A 23,572-nucleotide genomic window follows, 5' to 3' on the forward strand; every position below is an offset into this window, starting at 1 on the left:
TCTTCTTTCTTAATTCAATTTATTATTGGTATTTGGGATAATCACTTTTCCATCAACTTGTGAATTAATTTTAAATTCCTCATTTTTAATAGAATAAGAAAATCCTTTTCCTTTCAGAGATCCTTGCGGACCATTTGATTCTATAGCACTATTGGAATGGATTTCTTCGTTGATCATGTCAATATATATATTGCGAGTCTTCCCAATATTTTTATTAAAATCAAACATGACTTCCTCAGGAAGTTGAGCATTTCTTATACGACTATTTGCCCCCATTGACAATGCAGTTTGTCCTTCTTTTTCATTAATTATTTCCATTTGTCCTGTTGCTTTCGACGTTTTAATGACGGCAGTTTCTTTTTCATTCAAGTCATAGGTTCTATATACTAAATTACCCGATGCTTCAAAATGATTGTCGGTAAAATATATAATTTCATCACCTGAAAATGAATATTTTAAATATCCATTTTCGAAAGATTTTGTGTGGAATTGATGAACACTGCTTGTGGGCAACACTATGTTATCTGAATTGAGCTGTGCTTGAAAAATTTCACTTGATTTATCTAGGTAGTTTTTTTGATACCATAATAAAATTAAAATTGTGAGTATAAATGAAATTGCATATATGCGGCCTAGCATTGCACAGTCCCTAGAAAAGCATTTAAAAAAGATTCCCCGCCAGGGCTCGCAAAGCTTTCTGGGTGGAATTGCACTCCAAAACGTCGATGAAGTTTGTGTTCAGCAATTAAGCTAAAGCCGTTTTCTTCTGCAAGGGATACCACATTTTTTGTAAAAACAGGATCGGAAGACTTACAGGCAAGAGAATTATACAAAACAACAGTTCCTTTAGGGGAATTTTTTTTAAAATGTGAGGATCGACAAGAGTCAATTATTTCGACTTGTCGGCCATGAATTGGTATTTTGCACATCTGTTCAATTTTTCCACCTTCAGCCAATAAAAAAATTTGGTGTCCTAAACAGACGCCTAAAAATGGGATCTGTGCAGGAATTTTTTTGTACAACTCAATAGATTCTATATATTCGCTCGGATGTCCTGGACCAGGAGAAAAAATAATAGCATCATATTCGCTTATGTCAGCTATAGTATGAATGTCTTTATAAGATAATATTTTTAAGTCAATACCTTTAGCAACAAACCAATTGGTTAAATTGTATGAAAAAGAGTCAAAGTGATCTATAAAAAGAAATGTCATAGAGAGCTTTCGATAGAATGTAAAAAAGAATTTAATTTAATAAGAAATTCTTCGTATTCATTAACTGCATTGGAAAGAGTTGTTATCCCTGCGCCAACACCGCAATAAACTCCTCTTTTGCCCTTATATACACTGCGAATTAGAATAGTAGAATCAAAATCTCCATTCTTTTCAAGTACGCCGCAAACTCCTGTATAATACCCTCTTGTTATATTTTCTAATTTAGTAATAATTTCGCAAACACGTTTTTTTGGCGTGCCACTGATGGAGCCAGCAGGAAGCATTTTTTCTAAACAACTCCCTAGGTTTTCGTTTTCCTTTAGGATACCTAAGACCGAGCTTTGCATTTGGACCAATTGACCAGCTTTTCTGGCATAAAAAGGGCGATAGACTTCAACGCTGCCTGCTTTGCAGACGAGATTAAGATCATTGCGCATAAGATCAACAACTAATGTGTGCTCATATATTTCTTTTTTATCAGCCCAAATCGTCAAAGCATCTTCGTAAGTAGGACTTTCTGCTTGACTCTTTAAAGTTCCTTTGATGGGCTCTGTGGTAATCACTCTTTGTTTTGAATAAATAAATCTTTCAGGAGAAAAGCAAGCTAAACCTACATTTTCATCGGCATAATAAATCCCATAACGGGATTTTATTTTCAACCATGCCAGCAAAAAATTTGGAATACTTTTAAAAGGTGAGCTGTTTGTCAGCTCTTTGGTTGAGGTGAGGTTGGCGAGATAGCAGTCCCCTTTATTCATAAAATTTTTTGCTTTTTCAATAACATCAACGATATCTTTTTTTAAAAGATCTTCTTTTAAAGCTATATTATTATTTGCCCGCAGATGCTTTGTTTGTGGAATAAAGGAATGGTTTTGGTTAGATATATGTTCTATTTTTTCCCATAATTCATTTATAATATCAAATTCTTCAGAATGATTCAGAATGCTTAAACTCATTTCTCTGTGAGTAATATGAATTTTTATTTCAAATTTTGCATGCAAAACATATGAATCTTCTTCCTTTTTTGAATTCTCATAAGGGGTGACAAAAAATAATGGGCTTTCTGGGTTTTCTTTTAGGTGCACATAAAACTCATTGAGATTCTCTCTATATGAGTGTTTTTGTGTGTTACAAAAAAAACGGAGATTAACAGTATCATTTTCATCAGAATATATATTATAGTACTTATCAGGAATTGAATTTGTTGCAATAAAATTCTGATTGATATTAAATTCGTAGCCATTGCAAGACAGCAATTGAAAATGACAAGCAATATTATGATTAAAATATTCTTCTAAAATTGAGCTTAATGATGAAATATATTGAGAAAAATAATCTAAATTTTCAATGGAAGACTTATTTTCATAAGAGATTTTCAGGTTGTTCGTCATTTTTACGACCCTTTAAATATGATGGAAAATCACTTTTTTTATTCCTCAGAGCGTGATCAAGGTATTGCTTACTGAGCTAAAAAGCGTATAGAATAAAAATGAAGTTTTGAGGAGTTTTTTATGAAGACAAAAGCGGAAATTTGTAAAAATTGGCTACCCCGTTATACCGGAACAAAAATAGATGACTTTGCAGATTATATTTTGCTTACGAATTTTCAGACTTATGTCAATCGTTTTGCTGAAATGACAGGAACAACTGTCGCAGGTCTTGACCGTGCGATGCCAAATGCAACCTGTAAAAAATCAAATGTTTCTATTATCAATTTCGGCATGGGTTCTGCCAACGCTGCAACAATAATGGATCTTTTGGGTGCTCGTTCTCCCAAAGCTGTTTTATTTTTAGGAAAATGTGGCGGTTTAAAACATTCAACCGAAATAGGTCATTTTATTTTACCAATTGCGGCTATCCGTGGCGATGGTACATCGAATGACTATTTTCCACCTGAAGTACCTGCTATGCCGTCGTTTAAGCTTCACAAATTTGTTTCACAGAAAATTGTGGAAGCCGGCTATGATTATCGGACGGGTGTTGTGTACACAACCAATCGAAGAGTTTGGGAGCATGATCAAGCTTTTCTTAAGCGCCTTCACAACATGAAATGTATTGCAATCGACATGGAAACTGCCACAGTCTTGATGGTTGGTTTGTACAACGAAATTGCCCGTGGAGCGCTCTTAGTTGTGTCTGACGTGCCAATCACTCCTGAAGGAGTGAAAACCGAAGCTGGGGACAAAAATGTGTCTGCTAAGTGGACCGATGCACATATTCAGCTTGGAATAGACAGTCTAAAAGACTTAGAGTCCAAAGGAGAACCTATTAAACATTTTAAATATTAATTATTTAAAATGTTTAATTTGTGATCGTAGCCTCCATTTCAAGTTGCCACATGATTAATGTGAATTTTGAGACTGCATTGGACTCATCATTGCTGCTCCTGATTGAAATGCGTAATGATTATAATCGTAAAACCATTTTTCTAAATGCTCTCATACAGCGTCAACTTGAAATGGGGGTTACGATCAGTAGTAAAGGTGCTAAAGTAATAAAGAGTCGTAGGGAGTAATTTTAAAAAAATCTAGAGTGAATCAACTTTAAAAGTAACAAACCAATGTTTTGTAGCTCCTAATTATTTGCTAAACAACCTAAATTAAAATGCCAATGAATAAGGTTATTGAGGCTAGCTATTTGCTACTTCTTTCCAATAATTAAACGAATCTCTAATGAATGGGGCTTCCCTGTAATTATTTTCATCATAGTATAAAGGTAAAGCTAATAGAACTAAAAAATATTTATATTTTAAGGTAGTTTCATTATTAATCAAAGCTTTAATCATATGAGAGCTTATTGGATTTCTTTTTTCAAAATAAACTACCATAAATTTAGAATCTGGCAAAAATAAAACTTCATCTTCATAAGTGAAAGAAGTACTAGCTTTAATATTTTTAGCAAAATGATCCTGAAAAATAGGATCAGTAATTATAGTTATTAATAAACTTCTATCAAATGGTACTGATGATGAAGTACTCAAAAATGCTTTATGAGTATAAATACAATTTTTCATATCTCCAAATTTAAAATTTCTGTATAACTTTTGAAATAGTTCTATTTTTTTTGAAGTTGTACCTATTTGATCACCTCTTAATAAAAACCTCTGCTCACTATAATTATCATATTTAAAGAGTTCTCCTATCATTTCTTCAATATCTTTCAGTTTTGTCTTTTCATGAATTATACCATTTATAATTTCTTCATAATTGGAATTATATTCTGGATAATTTTTAATAAATTCTTTATGATCTTTTACTTCTGCTTTTAAAGCATTGGAAATATTATCAGCATATTCTTTAGAAAGAACAGGGTTCATAATTTGATAATCACGTTTAGCATAACCTTGAATTTTGGGATAAATTATACTATTTTTTTTTCTAATATTATCATAATATTTATTTTTATATTCACTTTTTGTAAGAATTGATTTTACCACTAAATGTTTCATATGATCTAATATTTTTTTAGGGTAAATATTATGATCAAAAAATTTATCTCGCAATATAATCATCCTATTAAGAATAGGAAAACAAATATGATTATTTCCACTTGAGAAATCAATTTTACTATTGCAATATCTACAAATCATTAGAATTAACTCCTTAAATTTATATTTTTTATATATATTTTTCTCTCAATCAGATGTCTATTCTGAAAGTAATTTAAATAAAATTTTTAACTATTGTAGTTATAAATGGAAAAATTATATTTAACTATCCATAACAAAATAATTATTAATATATTTTAATTTGTAGTTCAAATTAAAATATAAGACTTTTGCACAGAATGTTCAAATTTGAGTAGGGATATCTGTAAGTGATCGTTTTTATTAGAGGGTCGAGATCGCAATTATATGATATACTGGCTCAAATATAATGCGAATTTAAAATTCTTTAGGCTTAAATAAAGTGCAAATAAAAGTGAACAATAAATTTTAATATTTGTAAATGGTTATGATAATTTTAATTAAATATAACTATATTTTGCTAAGTTTAAGAAAATAATTTTTTAAAATTTTTAAGAAGATAATTAAATTTATATTCCTATAAGTTTGAGCATTGTTTAGAAATAGCTTCTTCTAAGAAAAATTTTCCTTTAAAATTGTATCACTTTATTTATCCGCATTCTAAAAGAGATTTGCTCCTATAATTAATTTGAAAGTATAATGTTTTTTTGAATTTTAATAGTTAAAAATTTTTAAATAATGCTAATTTTATTAGCATTTATATTGAAAATAGATAATTTTAATTAAAATTATAATAACAAATACATAATTTATAATATTGACTTAATAATATTTTTAAATGAATATATTATATATAATTATTATTTATTTTTGTAATTATTATAAATGCAGTTAATTATATTCTAGGAGAATTATTTTGAATTTATTAAAAATACTTAAGTTTTCTGCAAAAATTTTAGCTTTTACTCAGTTTTCAGTATATGCTGACACTTCAGAATCTTATCAAAATAGTAAATATGAATTTATAGAAGTTAACAATCATTCAGAGAATAAAAGAAGCAAAAGAGCCTTGCTGTTAAAGAAATTCTGGGATGGAGGAAAAGTCTACTTTTTCTTTGATAGTCAAGGCAATCCTCATAGTGAAGATGAAAAAAATAGAATCCGTTTAATAATGAGGGAGCTTGAAGGTGAAGCAAATATTTCTTTTGAGGAAATAAATGACCAAATTGACAATCTTTCAAACTATAAAGCCTATATCAGAATAACCAATATGATTGGAAATTCAGATGAGGATGTATATGCAGGTTGTTATGTGACTCATGTAGGCGTGCCTGAAGGAGAAGGGAAACTTAATTTAAGTACAAGATATACTTTAGATGGAGATCAATTTTCCTGTTTTAAATCTGATGAAGGTTTATATTCCAATGCAGCAATTCGACATGAATTGTTACATATTTTGGGTTTTGAACATGAGCACATACGACCTGAACAAAGAGAAAAAATAAATTATAATTATAATAGTCTTAGAAAAATATATAAAAAACCTGGGGTAATTAGAGCAAACCTAGACCCATTGTCTTCACCATTGCCAGCAAATTATTTAATATTTGGTGATTATGACTATGACTCTATAATGCATTATGATTCCTATGCTGGTGCAAGTAATGATGCAAAATTAAATAAAAAGCCATTTGTAACTAAAATTAATGGAGAACTTATTTCATATAATGAATTTTTGAGTCCAAGCGATAAATTCGCGCTCAGGAAAATATATGGTTCTGTTCCAAGTGAAATCTTACAGGATAGTGAAGGAAACAACATGCAATTCTGTAAATTATATAAAATTGATTATATTATGATTCCAGAAAAGGGGGATTGGAAATATTTAATAAGTGCAGCACAATCAAATTTAAGAGATTTAAATCCACATGAAAATCAAAATTCATTTTTTGGTATATTCGAGCCAGCCAATGACCAGAAACTCTGTTCAGAGACACTACCAAGTCTTAAAACACAAAATATCAAAATTCATTTAGAAATTGTGCAGAATGATAACTTAAAATTTAATACTCAAGAATATATTGCTAGCAATTAAAAATATCAAGTTTTAATTGTTAGCAAATCATTATTTTATAACGAATGCATTATTCTGGCTGTACATGAAAATGACATGCCAGTTTAAGTCTATCGTCACTGTGATGGGAAAAACATCCTGCCCTTTTTCCCAATTCTGAATTAGAGGTTGTCCAGTTATTATTTTCAGTGGCGAGAGAGTATTTTTTATTTGTAGGAGATACTAATTTAATAAAATTACTATTTTCTATATTATAAATGCAGATCATTTTGTTATATACATCCAAATGACTGTGATTTGCTGCAATAACATAAAATTCATAAATTGGATGCTCTATAACTCCATTGTGCGACTTATACGTTTGTTCGTCTTCTATTTGCAACCATAATCCTTCACTTGTTTGTGCATAATGCGAGCCATCCGATTGAACTTTAACTTCTGTACTCTGAGGACAATTTGCGAAGGTGGAAAAAGACAACGCGAGTCCTAAAAAACCTAGACAAGACTTAATTATTTTTACTTGAGTCATTTATAAAAACCTCCCTGTTTTTAAAAAGAATAATAAATTTTGTCAACATTTAATAAATGTAATTAGTTTTTTTATTTTTTCAAGTTTTTTTTAAAATATTTTAAAATATAAAGAGATTTTCTAAACGCCGCGTAAATTACCAAACAACAAAACATGCAAGCGAGGTGCATAGCGAAATCCATGTTTTAAACATTCATCGTGCAGCCAAATATTTTCAATCTGTGACTGGATCGTCGTTCCTTCAGGCATCAATAAAACTTTATTTGCTGAAATTTTATGTTGGTTAATAATACTTATAATCTCTTGCATGTCTGCATTTAAATAGTCTTTTCTGATGACAAATTTAAAATACACATGGGCATGATTTTTAGCTAGTTCAGCCCAATGTGCGAGTGCTTCTGGCACTAAATTTTCCCCTGCATTGGAAAATTTTGGAGATATATTCCATTGCATTAAATTATAATCTGTTACTAAAAAATTGGGTATCTGTTTATGCGGAATTCTCGTTCCATTGCTTTCAACTTCAGCAGAGTATTCATCCCCTAAAGTGCGCATGAGCAATCCTAGATTGTGTAAAGTGGGTTCTCCGCCAGAAAGAATGAGGTGCTTTTGGGGGAATTCTTTTAATCTTTTTACAAGCTCTGCCAAGGAAAAACGGACAAACTTTTGCTTGCCACTGGGATTCTTTTTATCGACAGGATCGCTTTTAAAGGTGTGAGTGTAAGGAGTATCACACCAAGTGCAGCGTAAATTACAGATATGAAAACGCACAAGGAGGGAGGGAGAGCCGGTATTGACTCCTTCTCCTTGCAAGCAGGGATATATTTCATTTATTAAAAAGCTCATATTATCCTTCAGATGCAAATTGAACCCTTAGCTAAACCTTCATAAGCGCGGACTTCGATATCTGTATCGTCAACAAATTGATTTCTTATATATTCAGCTAAATTTTCCACAGTGCTTTCACAGTCAAGTGCAAGTGTATTTATTTTGGGCATAATAACGGCAACTTCACCTTGTGTGCCTTTATATTGTGCTGCAATAAGCTCAGACTTGAAATCAGAAATTTCTGGGCAATGCTCTACAAGTTCAGTGATAAGACGAGAGTCCCATTTTTCTGCTAAATAATTCCTAGAAATAATATACGAGTTATTCAGTTTCTTTGCTGCTTTTGCACTTCGAGCTAGATCAAATTTTCCTTTATGGAAAATCTCGATTATATTGCTGTGGCCATGGAAACGTTGGCAATTGCCATAATGATGACATAAACTGTGTGTGTAGTTAAAATAGTTTTCTTTTTTCTTTTTCTCATCTTCACGTAAAGTAACTTTTACATTTTTTACGTTACTGGGAGAATTTCTTAAAATCGCATTGGCAATTTCTTTTTCAAGTTCCGAAACGTCATCAGACTCAAGAGCTTTCAGAGTTTCTCTTGCGATTTTTTTTACCGAGTTATTATAAGTATTAATGGCAAAAAGAGATTCTTTTGTGTCGGACTTATTGTTACCGATAACAATGATTTGTGAGTTTGACTGAAAGCGAATGTGACTTGCCGTAACAAGAAGTTTATGGTCAAACTCATGGTCAATTGTGCTTTTAGCGGATTTTTTTGCCAAGCTAAAATCGAATAATACACCTGTCGCGTCTTTTTCGCCTTCCCACACAATGTCAACATACCAGCTTTTCCCCTTAGGTCCTTTTTCTGGAATAAAGAGAGCGCAGTCTAATAGTGTGACATTTTGGATAAATATCTTAGTTAAATTTCGATTTTTTATTTGCATAAATAAAGAAAGCCTTTAAAAACACAGAATCAGAAAATGATTCCATCGGGGTGTCTTATCTAAAGACTTCATATGAATCAACCTAAAAGCTTCAGTGCCATTTCAGGAATTTGATTTGCTTGGCTCAGAACAGCAACTCCGGCTTTTTGTAAGATTCCTTGCTGTACAACTTGTGAGCTTTCGTCTGCATAATCTGCATCTTTAATACGAGATTTTGCTGCTTCTTGATTTTCAATCATCGTCGCCGTGTTAGCGACAGCATAACCCATTCTATTTTGTATTGCGCCTAAAATAGCTCTGTATTCGTTTACTTTATCAATGGCTTCATCGATTTTATTGATCGTCTGTTGAGCATATATTTTCTTATCGAGGCGAGTGCCTTCTTCATCAGAAACGTTGCCGAGGCCAAGTGAACCTTCACCGCCTGTCATCGCGTTGATTTTTTCTAGATTTATTCTAATAATATGAACAGGATTACGTACTTCCTCCAAACCATCGACGGCTTGATACCAGGAGGGACCCACCTGAATTTCAAGAGGAGGACGGTTGCTATTTTTAAGTAAATCTTCAGGGATTTCAGCTTTACCTGTTAATAAGCGGGTGCCATTAAATTCCGTCGCAAGCGCGATGCGATCGATTTCATCTTTTAAAGCAACAAATTCCTTTTGAATATGTCCACGTTCATTATCACCAATCGTGTCGCTGGCGGCTTGGATAGAGAGTTCTTTAAGACGAATGAGCATGTTTGATATTTCATGCAAACCACCTTCCGCTGTTTGGATAAGACTAATACCATCTGAGGTGTTCCGTTTTGCTTGAGCCATACCACGGATATTTGATTTGAGCTTTTCAGATATTGCAAGTCCAGCAGCATCGTCAGCAGCATGATTTATTCTATACCCACTCGATATTCTTTCAGTATGTTTAGCAAGTGCAAGAGTAGACACAGATAAATTCCTTTGTGCATTGATAGAACTTATATTCGTCTGAATTCTCATGCCCATAGCTAATAAGTCTCCATGGGTGAGTCATAATTTTTTTGCGGGACGAAAGTCTCTAAACTTCTCCCAATTGTAAGACATGTTGAAATAATTTTGTAGGCTTGTTTGCGCATGCTTTCAATTTCATCACGGGCTTCCCAAGTGAGGCCTTCATGCACAGCTCGATTGCGACTGTCTTGTAATGAGTGAACAAGTTTAATAAATTCAAAAAGTTCATTATCTGCAGCAAAACCCAAATTCATCATTTGATTTAAGTGAAATTGACACTCATTGCGGGCTGCTACTAAAAGAAGCAGTGCGAACGCCTTTGGGCCATCGAGGGTGAAGCGCTTTCCAGGGCGATAAAGACAGATAGCTCTCAACATTTTTCTTAATTTAAATTTGCTAAAATAAGGTATGCTACGAATAACAGGTAAATTAGCAATATAATCTTCAAAGGTATTCATTTTTTCAATTATGCCTTTACCATATCCTATTATTTCGAGTTTTTTAGAGAGTTCTCCTTTTCGGACAAGGGAATCTGTATAGGCTTCAAAAGTATCGCGCATAGTGAGTTCAACAGCTTTACAGTGCATATTTACGATTGGACTTAAATCGACGGCTTCATTGCCCCAATCGATGGACTGAATGAGAATCATTTCAGCTGTTCTTAAGGCACTTTTTGAATCGATTGATAAATAACTTGCATAAGGTATCAGGGATTTAATTATGAGATCGATGTCCTGTGAAGATATTTTTGTATCGCTTTCACTTTTTGGCTTTTGCGGCTGAGTGACTTTAAGCGAGACGCGGGCAATAGCTTCTTGAATTTCTTTATCAATAGATTCTGGCAATCTTAAGAGTTGCAAAGTTTTTAATTCTTGTAATATTTCTTCAGGATTATCAAGAGAAATTTCTCGTATTATCTTTATTTTGATTGCAAGAGAAATATTTTGTTTTGAAATAGCACGAATAAGGGCCTGTTGAGAGCGCGTATGTTTTGAACGTAACAGTTCTACGATTGTGTGCTCAACGAAATCGATATCGATATGCTGAAGTGCTTGATAAAGAATTGCTTTAATTGCATCATCTGTGTCGAGTTTAACAAGTGCACGCACAATCCATCTTTTTTCTACATGTGGAGCAATACGTAACCCTTCTCTTAAAAAGAGTTCATAATAGTCTTTTTCTTCACTCGATAATTGTGTATTTAAACAAACTTGTAAAATGGCTTCCCAGAGTAGAATAGGGCGATCGATAACTGTGTTTCCACTCCAATCGGCCACTTCAATTTCACTTTCATCATCATGTGGTTTATGTTCTTCTGTTTCATCAAGAATATTTTGAATAAGTGAAGAAATCTCTTTTAAAGTGACTAAAGTGGGTTGGTTGACTTGCAGTTTAAATCTATCTGCACCGACTAATATGGATTGAAAACGGGAGGTGACTTCAAGAATATACTCTTCCTTTTGCATATTCCCGTGCAAAAGTGTTTGTTTAATGATTTCAAGTTCTCTGTGAATAGCAACACTGAGAGTATAAATATCGAGGCGGGGTGCCGTGAGTGCAATCGCAGTGAAAGCCCAGCTTGTGCCAGAAAAAGGCATTATTTTATAAACTTCTCTTAAAAAACTTGCAGAAGTGTTTCCGCCTATAATAGCGGCGTAAACTTTTTCAACAAAAGATTCGAACTCATTCGATGATTTTTGCGATAAAAACTTTACATACTTTTTAATATTATCGATTACTTTATATTCTTGGCGAATAAGAAGCTTAGATGTATTTTCTGGACAACTCTTATTTCCAATTGCGACAATTTGATAAAGTAAAATATTATAATCATAACTTTTTTCAAATTTTTCTTGCCAGGGTTGACTTAATAATATTTCGGCATTTAAATAAATAAAGCCAATATCTTTCGAAATGTTTTGCCAAAGACGGTAATATTTTGGATTTTGCACAGATTGAATAAATTTTTGATTGTTTATTGGAATAAAATTTAGCCAAATTTGGGCAAGATATTCATTTTTTCCGTTCTCAATACTTTCAATGCCAAGTTGCGCACTATTTGCAAGAATATCAGTGCATTTTTTATTTTTGAGTTTTAAAACCGTACGAACAAGTTCTTCAGGTTTTTTATTATAAAGATCTTTAATTAAAGATTCGAGAGCAATTTCAAGATTTTTTTGGCTGAACATTCCATAACCAATAAAACTTGGATTTTTTTCATGCAAAGAACTTTCAAAAAAACATTCACAGGCTTTTATACCAAAATTTTTATCTTCAAACTTGGATATTTGAGAATTTAATATTTCATAGATACGCACTGTTTCAGGGTTTTTAATATTTGCAATGATGTTTTGAATTGATTTCCACTCATCTTTATTACTGGCAAAGCCTAAATATATAAGAGCCGAAGGTAAAGATGATTTAATAAGATCTTCTGAAGTATTAGCCTGTAAAATATTAAGAGCTATGTTCTTGCATTTATTATCTATAATTCCAAGTCGAATAAGTGCATTAAAGCCTTTTGCTAAAACAATTTCAGGTAAATCAGCAGAAAAAAGAGTTAATAATTTATCAGCAAGTTTTTCATTGCCCGTTTCTTCGGCAAAAGTAAATAAAGAATAAATAATTTTATTTGTGAGTTCTAAACGATCAAATGCATGTAAAATACGATAAATAAGTGAATTACATTTAGAGTGAGCTAAAGTTGAAATGCAACTGCTAATAACATTTTCATCGTTTTCTTTGAGTAAAAGATGGGAGACAATGGCCCATTCACTGCTAGGCATATTTGGAATGTTGAGAGACTGTGCAAGTTTTGCTTTCTCGACGACTGTTGGAATAAGTGCCATTATTTGCCAAGTTAGCAAACTCCCTTGCCAAGAAAAAGAATTTTTTGCAAGCTTTTCTATTGCCACAGAGCGCTCATGCTCATTTTCAGAGCGGACAAATTGTTTGAGATCCTGAAATATTGGCATGAACACTCTCCTGCTCGTAACAATTTTATCTTTTATAGCTAGGTGTTACGGGTGAATTATTGCCTTGTAAGTCAATCAAGCTTTTACGATATAATCCGAAGGATTGATGTAATTGGTATCCATTTGAGCAAGCTGTAATTTCCCACTCATATCCCAATTCACAGATTGCCATTTTGTAAATTGATCTACAACCCAAATTCCAGATTGTCTGCTACCATTTCCACTTTTTCCATTTCCACCAAAAGGAAGATGTGCTTCTGCACCCGTAGTGCTGTTATTGATACTTGTCATACCGGCAGAAATCTCTGTTCTAAACCGATATGCTGATTCAATATCTGTGGTATAAATTGCTGAACTTAAACCATAGCCAGTTTTATTTGATAAATGTATTGCTTCATCGATGTCATTAAAACTTAAAATATTAAATAAAGGTCCGAAAGTTTCTGTAGAATAAATTTCATCATTTTCTGTTACGTTATCAACGATGCTTGGAAATGCATAAAACCCGCACTGCGCATTACCATGGAAATTATTATCTTTATTTTGCTCAGTAATTGTTCCATGTTTTGTTGTTAGAAGTCTATGATGTGTTTTGACAAGATTGCTTAAATTTTCATTGTGCTTTTTTAGAAACCGCTCTCCTATCATTGGTCCATAAAAATTATTCTCGTTGGTTGGATCTCCAATTTGTAGATTTGTAACTTTATCCAATATTTTTTTAATAAGTGTTTCTTTAATTGATTTATGGACAATTAAATTACCTAGAGATGTACAACGCTGTCCCACAGTGCCAAATCCGGACCAAATGACTCCATTGGTGACAAGATCGAGATTTGCATCGGGCATAACAACCAGTGGATTTTTACCACCTAATTCTAAGCAAGGTGTTTGTAAGTTTCTTCCACAAATTTCGCCAATTTTCTTTCCTACTTCTGTACTTCCAGTAAATCCAACTTTGTCGATCAGCCCTTCGTCTACTAAGGATACCAAATGAGCGCCTGTTTCAGGTCCTTTACCAAAGACAACATGGAAAACATCTTTGGGGACTCCTGCGGCGTATAATAATTCAGCAAAAATGTAAGAGAGATAGGGAGTGTCTTCTGAAGGTTTCCAAACACATGTGTTGCCACAAACAAGGGCCGGGATAAAATACCAACTCGGTACCGCAAATGGAAAATTACCTGCAGTTATACATGCAAATACCCCAATAGGTCTTCTATAAGTATAGAGCTCTTTATTTTGCATTTCACTTGGAACTGTTTGACCATAGAGTCTACGTCCTTCAGAAACAAAAAAATTACAGGTGTCAATTGCTTCTTGCACATCTCCTCGTGCCTCTTTAATGGGTTTGCCCATTTCACGCGTGAGAATTTTTGCTAATGCTTCTTTATTTTTTTGAATCAACTTCCCAAAGTTGGCAATAATTTCTGCTCTCACGGGAGCAGGAGTTCTTTTCCATTGCTCAAGCCCTTTGCGTGCACTGAGACATGCTTCTTTGCACTCCTCTAATGTTGCGCTGGCAAATGTGCCTAAAATGTCTTCTCTATTTGCAGGATTTATTGAAACAAAATGGGATGAACCTTGATTTTTTTTTCCAGAAATTATGGAAGAAATTGTATTCATAAGAACTCCTTGTGAGCCATTTGTAAAATTAAGTCAACAAATGGGAAGGTTTAGTTTTTGAGAAATCCAATATTTCTGTAGCATAATCTCGTATCGCAGGTCTATGAGCAACAACGAAAGTAATGGAATTGGAGACGTGTCTTTTTAAATTTTCGATAAGTTTTAATTCATTTGCTATATCAATGGCGCTCGTTCCTTCATCAATCACAATGAAGCTTGGATTTTTGAAAAAGATACGGGCAAACATTAATCTTTGTTTTTCTCCGCCTGAGAGCCCTTCAATCTTGTCATCCAGATTTTTATCGAGGAGAGAGAGTTCAAGTGCTTTATTTGCTTTTTGTATATCTTCTGCGCTTGGATTTTCAATCTGTAATGGATATGTTACGTTTTCGAATATTGTACCTGAGAATAAAAATGGTTCTTGTGGAATAAAACAAATATCTTTTGCATATTTTTCAAATGTTTTATCTGAGGCAATTTCTCCATTTATAAGAAAATAACCTTGTAAAGAAGGTTGAACACCTAAGATTGTTCTTATAAAAGTACTTTTCCCAATTCCTGAAGGGCCAATAATGGCAAGTAATGTTCCTGAATCAAGTTGCATATTAAAATTTTCAAGTAAAATATTTTTAGCATCATTGCCTATTGATATATTCTCAAATTGAATAGATTTAACTTTATTGAAAGAAATATTGTCTTTTTGTATATGATGGATTTCAGATCTTCTATCTAAATCACTTAATAAAAAATTATTTACTCGATGAAGAGCATCTGTTCCTTTACGAGTTGAGTTCAGTTGATTTGTCATTCTATTCACTTTATCGGACAAAAATGCAACTGTTACCATAAAGCTTGTTAAAATATTGCTCTCAAGAGCACCGTCAGAAATTCTTCTCAACGCCGCTACAATTATAAACGCGCCTGCTATAATTCCAAACCATTCAACAAGAGGACTTCCCAATGATTTTGCCCGAGTCGCTCTTCTCCATACGTGATATATTTTATTATTAATTTTATTAAAATTTTTAATTTCAAAATCGATCGCTTTATGGACTTGTATTGTTTGCCAGCCTCTCATTCTTTCAAGAATTCCGCTTAATAATTCACTTTCAAATTGGAGTCCTTGGCGTGATAACTTTTTTAAGGTTTTACTTGTGACTCTCAATACGATTGCCGCAGGAATTAATACGGTCAAGAATAGAATAAAAAGTTGAGGATCTAAAATAATAAGCCATGCAATAAAAATGAGTGAAGAAACTCCATCCTTTAATAAACTACTTATAAGCCTTGTAAATGTTTGTTGAATTTCGCGCATATCTTCACCAACTATGGAAGCGAGTAAACCAACATCAATAGAATTTGCTGCATTATAGCTTAAAGATAAGTATTTTTTTATAATATCTGAGCGAAGCTTATGCGCTAACTTTTCGCCTAAATCTCTTAATAAATAGTCACTATAGAAATTAAAAAAACCATAGACTCCTGCTACAGCTATTAAAAAAACTGCAAACCAATTCTTTTGAAAAGCAAGCGGTATCTTGCTTTCAAAAGGAGTGCCTTCCACCAACGGAGAAATCCAAAGAGAAAGCTGATCGCCTAACAGCTTTTGCCAAGTAACATCTGCTGGAATTGAGTTGATTGTCTGTACTATATAAGGAATAATTATAAGTAAACAGAGTGAGAGAGGGATCATAATTATAATGCTTATAATAACCAATGAGAACTGGGAAGGCCACAATTTTATTTGCTGCATCCAAAGTCTAAAAGAGGAATTATTTTTTTTGGAATTAAATGTCATCGATTCTGTTTACCTTAATTTTCTTCATAGATATAATTTAGTTTTGATTAATCAAAAGTTCTAAACCTTATGAGTTTCTTTTCATTTTGTTTGAGTGTCACAGTGAATGTGATGGGCTGAGAATTTTCAGGTTTGATCACGATACTTGTTTCTTTATTAGGTTTAATGGTAGCACGAAAGATCTGAATTGTGTCTGGTAAAGAAGTCCAACCCCTGGTATCAGCAACTTCTGTTGCTAGATTAAATCCCATCGCCGCCAATCCTGCAAGTGGATTTTCATCGTTCAATTTTTTTGCTGCAATTTCTTTTGCAATTACTCTTGCTGCGAGTTTTACTATATCTCGCAATCGGCGATCGGTGAGAGCTTGTTCAGCCATTTTACCGATGTCTTCCATTACTATTGTACGCCCAATGTTTTTATCATTAATAAAAATGTCAGCATAATGAGATCTATATGAGAGAGACTTATATTCAGGAAAAGAAACACGAGCAACAGAACCACCCGTTGGAATGAAAAAATCTTTTGGAACTTTAATCGGGGATTTTCCTGATTCATAAACAATATATATTTCGCCATTTGCTAAGATATTATTATGTTTTTCCCATGTTAAGTTCGGATCTTTCTTTTTAAGATCGGTTATTATATCATTTCTTCTGCGAAATTCTGCAAGTCTTCCCAAATCTTTTAAAATCTGTATTTCGGCATTTTTAAAATTTCCTGAGGCGGATTGATTGCTATCACCTCGGATATTTTTTAATGCAGTTCGGTACTCAACGATGGCATTGTCCCAATCACCTTTGCTTTCATAAACCATAGCTGAAAAATAATGAGAGAAAGCATCGTATTTAAAAGAATTTTTCCCTTCATTTTCAGAGCTTAAATATTTCTTAATATCATATGATCTTCGTATCATAACTAGAGAATTATTTTGATCATTATTTGCAAAAAATGCAAGTGACGAGAAAATGGGTAGCAAGAGTCTTTCGTGTGCTTCACCTGAGTAATCGGACATGGAATCATTTACAATAAAACTAGCAGCTGTTTTTGATATACTTGTTGTATATAGATCATCAATTTTTCGGTCAGCTTGTGTCCATTGTGTGATAGCAGGAGTATAGTCACCCTGTAAATAAAGTAACATTCCCTTTTCCATACGATAAAGAGCATAATTTCTGCCCTGCGTGGCGATATCGCTTTTATCTATAAGTTCTGTTGCTTCTTTATATTTCCCAGCATACATTTCTTTACGAATTGCAGCGTTTGAGTCTGTATAAGATTGACAACTATGAATTAAAGCTGCGATTATAGGAAAAAATAAAAAAGTTTTTAATTTCATATAATAATCCATTTACAATTTTGAGGAGATACTCTCACGAGCTTTCTGCATAACTTCTTGAGCAGTCATCTCTGTTGTTTGGATTTTAGGATGTATTGTAATTGTCACTTTGGCAAGTTTTGGCAGTAAAGATCCTTTGGGCAGTAAGTTTGCACAACCATTTAGAGTTATGGGTACTACAGGAACGTGCAAAGCTTTCGCTAATCGAAATGCTCCCGATTTAAATTCTTTTATTTTTCCATCTTCACTGCGAGTTCCTTCGGGGAAAAAAACCATTGGTGTGCCCCTGCGTAAATGACGGGAAGATGCTTTCATGCTTTTTTCTCCACTTTTTTTACTGGCTCTATTCACAGGGACATATCCTGCAGCTCGCATGCCCCATCCAAAAAATGGAATATTAAATAAAGATTCTTTAGCAAGCCAACGGAATCGAGTAGATAAAATGAACAATGCTAATATATCTGCCTGACTTTGATGATTTGAAACATAAACGACAGCTTCACCTTTTTTTGCTAAATTCTCTGCACCTTCAATTGAAAATTGCCACCAAGGATTGGCAAGCTGAATGGATTTCCCCCAAAGGTTTGCAAGATGATGCAATAAATGACGCTCTTTATCAACAAAATAAACAAATGGAAATAAAATTAATATAAGACTTGAATAAAATACTGTAAAAATAACGACATTAAACCAAGTAAACAATCCTCGCAGAATATCCTTTATCTCGCTTTCTTTTACTACGTTACCGATTTTTTCTGATACTGACATGATGATTTTTCCTAACTTTTTAAGATAAAACACTTGAGTATTACCTTATGCTTTCTGTTTCTTTAGTTTTCGATTTTCCAAGAAATTTATAAAACTAAAATAAAACTGCAATGCCATTTCTTTTTTTCCATTTACACTCGTTTCTTTTTTATTTCCATCGTCTATGTGAATAAAAACACCTGAGTGTTCCGCTTTTTTATCCCACGCCGTATTCGAACTACTCCAAAGGAGTGCGTCCAGATTTTTTTTACGTATCAACTCATAACTCACCTTGAGACCATCTTCTTGATCTCCTGAGGTGAGCTTTGCCCCTGCCTTATAAGGTATTTTTGCGAGATTTTCCAAGTCTATTATCTTCTCAGCTTTGACAAGATCAATTCTAAGGGTTTCATTTTTGCTTGAAATCTTAGAATGTGAAAGTGATTTTGGAATAAAATCAGACCCAGCAACAAGATGTATAATTCCATTGTATTTATTTTCATTTATTTCTTTTAGATATTCGAACATATCCGAATAATTTGGTAAATTAATACATTGAATGTTTTCGTATTTTGGCACGTCTTTAGTTGTACTTGCAGTGAGTAATGTGAGATCGATCCCCATCGCATAAAAAACTTTCGCAACCTCAATACCGAGATTGCCTGTTGAGAGATTTGTAATACAACGTACGGGATCGAGTAAAGCCCTTGTCCCGCCAAGAGTGATAAGAACTTTTTTAGAATTGTCAGGGAAAAGTTTTCTCTTATTGATAATATGAGCGATATTTATTGCTAAGATATCAGGAGCAGGAAGCTTATCCTTACCTTCTTCCTGACGTGGCGCTGTAAAATAGACTCCTTCAATATTTTTTAATTTTTCTTTGTTTTCATCAACAAAGGGAGAGTTGGATAAGCTCTCATGCATTGTCGGACAAAAAATAATTGTTTTCTTTTGACCTAATGCACTTTGTAAAAGAGTGGTAGCTCCATCGGAACAAATCCCATTGCTTGCTTTGGCAATTAAATCGGCGGTTGCTGGAGAAACAACAATTGCATCCGAAGTGCAAATATGCTCTGCAAGTCCTGACGGATTGATAATGACTTCATTTCGGCTCGCCCAGCGTAAGCTTTCTATCCCAATAAATTTCAAGCAATTCTCAGTTATACAGAATTGAATTTCTGCCCCATTTCTTCTTAATTCACGAGCTAAACGTGGAAGCTCAATTGCAGCAATTCCTCCGCCTCCAATAATTGTTATTTTTGTTTTAGCGAGAAACTGTGAATTGATAGTGACAGACGTATCTTCCATAATATCTTTACTCATTTTTTTTACCGATTTTTTATTTTCAAAATTTTTTGCTGTTGCAATTTTTTTTGCTAATTTGCCTTGGTTCATTTGATATGGACTCATTGCTTTTGTAGTGCTAATTATTAGAGCAAAGGGTTTGTAAGACTCTTCTCTCCTCATTATCAAAAGGAAATATAAATGTTTTCAAAAAAAATACCATACGCTCTTGGAGCTGATTCTGACAACGCTTCTCCTTCCCTTGATCTTTGGTACCAAGAACGCCACAACGATGAAATCTCTTTTGGCCTTCATGTTAAAAAAACATTGCACACCGTGCAAAGTCCTTTTCAGCGAGTAGATGTATTTGAATCTACAGGTTTTGGAAGAGTTCTTACTTTAGATGGACTCATGATGTGCTCCGATCGTGATGAATTTGTTTATCATGAAATGATTTCGCACGTGCCTCTCTTGGTTCACCCAAATCCACGTCGCGTACTTGTCATCGGTGGGGGTGATGGAGGTACACTTCGTGAAGTCTTAAGACATGACTGCGTGGAAGAAGCTGTGTTGTGTGAAATCGATGGAGAAGTTGTCGAAGCCGCTCGTCAATTTTTTCCTGCCCTTGCAGTCGGCCTCAATCACCCGAGAGCAAAAATTCACATCGGTGATGGCGTTGAGTTTGTTAAAAACAGTCCCAAAGGCGAGTTTGATGTCGTTATCGTTGACTCAACTGATCCGATCGGCCCTGGAGTGGGGCTTTTTTCTGGAGAATTCTATAATGAAGTCAAAAGAATTTTAACTCCAGGTGGAATCGTGATGGCTCAGTGTGAATCGCCTTGGGAGAATAAATTTGATCTTGCTAAAGTTTACGGAAACTTAAAGCATGCTTTCTCGTCTGTATATTCCATGGTTGGAACCATTCCTTCTTACCCCTACGGATATTGGTCCTGGGGATTTGCGAGCGACTCACAACATCCCTTCGAAAAAATTGACCTGGATCGCGCGAAAGCAATCGAAAAAGCTTCTAAATACTATAACATAGATATCCATCGCAGTGCTTTTGCCCTCCCCAACTTCTTACGTCAGAAGCTGGTAAATGTGGTGAAGAACGCTTAAGATGTTCTTTGTTCTAAACACATATTTTGCTTTTGGATTATTTGAGTTCTGAAAAAAGCCTTCATGAAAAATGAAGGCTTTTTTTTGTCTTTGAATTTAAAAGTGATTCATTCTTTTTATAATTGGATTAAAACTGTTTCTTTTTTTATTTATTAAAAAAAGTTGGAAGTTGCTTGACAGTCCCTGCTTCGACATGTAGAACCCCATTCATCACTGATGACGACGCGGGGTGGAGAAGTTGGTATCTCGTCGGGCTCATAACCCGAAGGCCGCAGGTTCAAGTCCTGTCCCCGCCACCAATCATTAGTAGAAAGTTATTTGACAAGAGAAGAGAGCAGAAACAGAGTGCGGGTCCTTAGAGGCTTTGACTCAATCGGCGCAAGTCGAGAGAGAAGGAAGCTTCGGGGCTCGAGATAAAAGACGAGCCGTCAAAAGAAAAAAAATCTTCATAACGCGAGTTATGGAGTAAGTAATTAGAGCTAAGAGTTTGATCCTGGCTCAGAACGAACGCTGGCGGCGTGCCTAACACATGCAAGTCGAACGGAGGTAGCAATACCTTAGTGGCGCACGGGTGAGTAATGCATGGGAATCTGCCCTATGGTGTGGGATAACTACGGGAAACTGTAGCTAATACCGCATAAGCAAAAGCCGAAAGGTTTTTGGAAAAGCCGGGACCGCAAGGCCGGTTGCCAAAGGATGAGCCCATGTCCCATTAGCTTGTTGGCGGGGTAACGGCCCACCAAGGCGAAGATGGGTAGCTGGTCTGAGAGGACGATCAGCCACACTGGAACTGAGACACGGTCCAGACTCCTACGGGAGGCAGCAGTGGGGAATATTGCGCAATGGGGGAAACCCTGACGCAGCAACGCCGCGTGAGTGATGAAGGCCTTCGGGTTGTAAAGCTCTTTCGGCTGGGAAGAAGGGTGTGGGAGTTAATAAGTCTCACATTTGATGGTACCAGAGTAAGAAGCACCGGCTAACTTCGTGCCAGCAGCCGCGGTAATACGAAGGGTGCAAGCGTTGTTCGGAATTACTGGGCGTAAAGGGTTCGTAGGCGGGAAGACAAGTCAAGTGTGAAATCCCCAGGCTCAACCTGGGACGTGCATTTGAGACTGTTTTTCTTGAGTTTTAGAGAGGGTGGTGGAATTGCTGGTGTAGGAGTGACATCCGTAGAGATCAGCAGGAACACCGGAGGCGAAGGCGACCACCTGGCTAAATACTGACGCTGAGGAACGAAAGCGTGGGGAGCAAACAGGATTAGATACCCTGGTAGTCCACGCCGTAAACGATGATAACTAGGTGTTGGGGGAGTTGACCCCCTCAGTACCGTAGCTCACGCGCTAAGTTATCCGCCTGGGGAGTACGGCCGCAAGGCTAAAACTCAAAGGAATTGACGGGGACCCGCACAAGAGGTGGAGTATGTGGTTTAATTCGAAGCAACGCGAAGAACCTTACCTGGGTTTGACATACCGTGAAAAGCGCAGAGATGCGTAATAGTAGCAATACACACGGATACAGGTGCTGCATGGCTGTCGTCAGCTCGTGTCGTGAGATGTTGGGTTAAGTCCCGCAACGAGCGCAACCCTTTCCCTTATTTGGCATCATTAAGTTGGCAACTATAGGGGTACTGCCGGTGATAAACCGGAGGAAGGTGGGGATGACGTCAAGTCCTCATGGCCCTTACATCCAGGGCTACACACGTACTACAATGGCCAAGACAAAGCGAAGCGAGACCGAGAGGTGGAGCCAAACGCAAAAACATGGTCTCAGTTCGGATTGTGGTCTGCAACTCGACCACATGAAGTTGGAATCTCTAGTAATCGCAGATCAGCAGGCTGCGGTGAATACGTTCCCGGGTCTTGTACACACCGCCCGTCAAACCACGAAAGTTGTATAAGCCAGAAGCATGTGGGTTAACCGCAAGGAGACAGCATGCCAAGGCTTGTGCGATGATTGGGGTTAAGTCGTAACAAGGTAGCCGTAGGGGAACCTGCGGCTGGATCACCTCCTTTCTAGGAATTTAGACAACTCATACTTTCGGGTACTGAGTGTCCATTCTAGGTCAAAGGACCCGCACTCTGTTTCTGCAATCTTTTCGAAGTCAGTAAAAACGGCTCAATTAAGAGAAGTTCAAATGAAGAGCAAAAGCTCAACATAAGAGTTCTTTGAATTGAGGCGTTTTTGCCTTAAGGGCGCTTAGCTCAGTTGGGAGAGCACCAGATTTGCATTCTGGGGGTCAGGAGTTCGACCCTCCTAGCGTCCACCAGATTTCTGTTTTTTGACAAGAGAATAAGAAGAAGAAAGAAAAGTTTTCAACTCCTGGACAGGAGGGGAAAGCAAATAAGCTGAGTGATATTTTTACTCAAGCGATTAAGGGCGTACGGAGGATGCCTAGGTATCGAGAAGCGACGAAGGACGTGTCAGGCTGCGAAAAGCATCGGCGAGCTGCCAAGAAAGCTTTGACCCGGTGATGTCCGAATGGGGGAACCCAGTCCGCAAGGATTATCCTGTACTGAATAAATAGGTGCAGCGAGGCGAACGAAGGGAATTGAAACATCTTAGTACCTTTAGGAAGAGAAAACAAATAAGTGATTCTGCGAGTAGCGGCGAGCGAAAGTGGAAGAGGCCAAACCATG

The 23,572-nt window shown here is 35.4% G+C and carries 17 protein-coding genes, 2 tRNA genes and 2 rRNA genes (1 of these 21 running past the window's edge); 7 read left to right on the forward strand and 14 right to left on the reverse strand.

From position 1 onward, the window contains the following. Positions 1-9: 9 nt before the first annotated feature. Genes lptC through EZS29_RS02005 form a run of 3 tightly spaced genes read right to left on the reverse strand, consistent with a single transcriptional unit; the run spans position 10 to position 2,605 of the window. Positions 10-639, reverse strand: coding sequence for an LPS export ABC transporter periplasmic protein LptC (gene lptC, locus EZS29_RS01995; protein WP_130606017.1), 630 nt, complete (start codon positions 637-639; stop codon positions 10-12). Next, the gene (locus EZS29_RS02000; protein WP_130606019.1) at positions 633-1,214 is read right to left on the reverse strand and encodes an aminodeoxychorismate/anthranilate synthase component II; all 582 of its coding nucleotides are present in this window, start codon (positions 1,212-1,214) and stop codon (positions 633-635) included. The genes lptC and EZS29_RS02000 overlap by 7 nt, the downstream gene beginning before the upstream one ends. Further along, the gene (locus EZS29_RS02005; protein ID WP_130606021.1) at positions 1,211-2,605 is read right to left on the reverse strand and encodes a chorismate-binding protein; all 1,395 of its coding nucleotides are present in this window, start codon (positions 2,603-2,605) and stop codon (positions 1,211-1,213) included. The genes EZS29_RS02000 and EZS29_RS02005 overlap by 4 nt, the downstream gene beginning before the upstream one ends. A gap of 120 nt (positions 2,606-2,725) precedes the next feature. Between EZS29_RS02005 and EZS29_RS02010 the strand changes: the two genes are divergently transcribed. Continuing rightward, positions 2,726-3,502 (forward strand): AMP nucleosidase, encoded by a 777-nt coding sequence (locus EZS29_RS02010; protein WP_130606023.1) that lies wholly within the window; start codon positions 2,726-2,728, stop codon positions 3,500-3,502. A 341-nt stretch (positions 3,503-3,843) separates the two neighbouring features. Here EZS29_RS02010 and EZS29_RS02015 read toward each other — a convergent pair whose 3' ends face one another. Next, on the reverse strand, positions 3,844-4,716 hold the full coding sequence (locus tag EZS29_RS02015; RefSeq protein WP_130606025.1) for a hypothetical protein: 873 nt from the start codon (positions 4,714-4,716) through the stop codon (positions 3,844-3,846). A gap of 880 nt (positions 4,717-5,596) precedes the next feature. On the opposite strand from EZS29_RS02015, the gene EZS29_RS02020 reads away from it, so the two are divergent. Further along, positions 5,597-6,775 carry a M12 family metallopeptidase gene (locus EZS29_RS02020; protein ID WP_130606027.1) on the forward strand — a complete coding sequence of 393 codons (1,179 nt, stop codon included), beginning with the start codon at positions 5,597-5,599 and terminating at the stop codon, positions 6,773-6,775. 49 nt (positions 6,776-6,824) lie between these two features. On the opposite strand, the gene EZS29_RS02025 is transcribed toward EZS29_RS02020, so the two are convergent. The 10 genes from EZS29_RS02025 to EZS29_RS02070 all read right to left on the reverse strand — a co-directional run bounded on the left by EZS29_RS02025 (position 6,825) and on the right by EZS29_RS02070 (position 19,928). Next, the gene (locus tag EZS29_RS02025; RefSeq protein WP_130606029.1) at positions 6,825-7,283 is read right to left on the reverse strand and encodes a hypothetical protein; all 459 of its coding nucleotides are present in this window, start codon (positions 7,281-7,283) and stop codon (positions 6,825-6,827) included. 120 nt (positions 7,284-7,403) lie between these two features. Continuing rightward, positions 7,404-8,129, reverse strand: a complete 726-nt coding sequence (locus tag EZS29_RS02030) for a 7-carboxy-7-deazaguanine synthase QueE (protein WP_130606031.1) — start codon at positions 8,127-8,129, stop codon at positions 7,404-7,406. Positions 8,130-8,137: 8 nt separating this feature from the next. After that, positions 8,138-9,064, reverse strand: coding sequence for a 6-carboxytetrahydropterin synthase (locus EZS29_RS02035; RefSeq protein ID WP_130606033.1), 927 nt, complete (start codon positions 9,062-9,064; stop codon positions 8,138-8,140). A gap of 77 nt (positions 9,065-9,141) precedes the next feature. After that, on the reverse strand, positions 9,142-10,068 hold the full coding sequence (locus EZS29_RS02040; RefSeq protein ID WP_130606035.1) for a flagellin N-terminal helical domain-containing protein: 927 nt from the start codon (positions 10,066-10,068) through the stop codon (positions 9,142-9,144). 2 nt (positions 10,069-10,070) lie between these two features. Beyond that, entirely contained in the window at positions 10,071-13,028 is a 2,958-nt protein-coding gene (locus EZS29_RS02045; RefSeq protein ID WP_130606037.1) for a hypothetical protein, read from the reverse strand. 75 nt (positions 13,029-13,103) lie between these two features. Next, entirely contained in the window at positions 13,104-14,651 is a 1,548-nt protein-coding gene (locus EZS29_RS02050; RefSeq protein ID WP_130606039.1) for an aldehyde dehydrogenase family protein, read from the reverse strand. A 28-nt stretch (positions 14,652-14,679) separates the two neighbouring features. Further along, entirely contained in the window at positions 14,680-16,344 is a 1,665-nt protein-coding gene (locus EZS29_RS02055; RefSeq protein ID WP_216678701.1) for an ABC transporter transmembrane domain-containing protein, read from the reverse strand. 152 nt (positions 16,345-16,496) lie between these two features. Further along, on the reverse strand, positions 16,497-17,786 hold the full coding sequence (locus tag EZS29_RS02060; protein WP_130606043.1) for a COG3014 family protein: 1,290 nt from the start codon (positions 17,784-17,786) through the stop codon (positions 16,497-16,499). 12 nt (positions 17,787-17,798) lie between these two features. Beyond that, positions 17,799-18,554: a lysophospholipid acyltransferase family protein gene (locus EZS29_RS02065; RefSeq protein ID WP_130606045.1), complete on the reverse strand. Its 756-nt coding sequence runs from the start codon at positions 18,552-18,554 to the stop codon at positions 17,799-17,801. 45 nt (positions 18,555-18,599) lie between these two features. Next, positions 18,600-19,928 carry a phosphopantothenoylcysteine decarboxylase domain-containing protein gene (locus EZS29_RS02070; protein WP_172603726.1) on the reverse strand — a complete coding sequence of 443 codons (1,329 nt, stop codon included), beginning with the start codon at positions 19,926-19,928 and terminating at the stop codon, positions 18,600-18,602. Positions 19,929-20,018: 90 nt separating this feature from the next. Here EZS29_RS02070 and speE point away from each other — a divergent pair, with 90 nt between their 5' ends. The 5 genes from speE to EZS29_RS02095 form a co-directional block, all read left to right on the forward strand. After that, entirely contained in the window at positions 20,019-20,936 is a 918-nt protein-coding gene (gene speE, locus EZS29_RS02075; RefSeq protein WP_130606049.1) for a polyamine aminopropyltransferase, read from the forward strand. Positions 20,937-21,159: 223 nt separating this feature from the next. Further along, a tRNA-Met gene (locus EZS29_RS02080) sits at positions 21,160-21,235 on the forward strand. A gap of 176 nt (positions 21,236-21,411) precedes the next feature. Next, positions 21,412-22,948, forward strand: a 16S ribosomal RNA gene (locus EZS29_RS02085). A 178-nt stretch (positions 22,949-23,126) separates the two neighbouring features. Next, positions 23,127-23,202, forward strand: a tRNA-Ala gene (locus EZS29_RS02090). A 94-nt stretch (positions 23,203-23,296) separates the two neighbouring features. After that, a 23S ribosomal RNA gene (locus EZS29_RS02095) occupies positions 23,297-23,572 on the forward strand; it runs 2,619 nt beyond the window's last position. Together the 16S and 23S rRNA genes with 2 tRNA genes alongside form the textbook arrangement of a ribosomal RNA operon.

The sequence above is a fragment of the Fluviispira sanaruensis genome, from assembly GCF_004295685.1.
Taxonomy (GTDB): Bacteria; Bdellovibrionota_B; Oligoflexia; order Silvanigrellales; family Silvanigrellaceae; genus Silvanigrella; species Silvanigrella sanaruensis.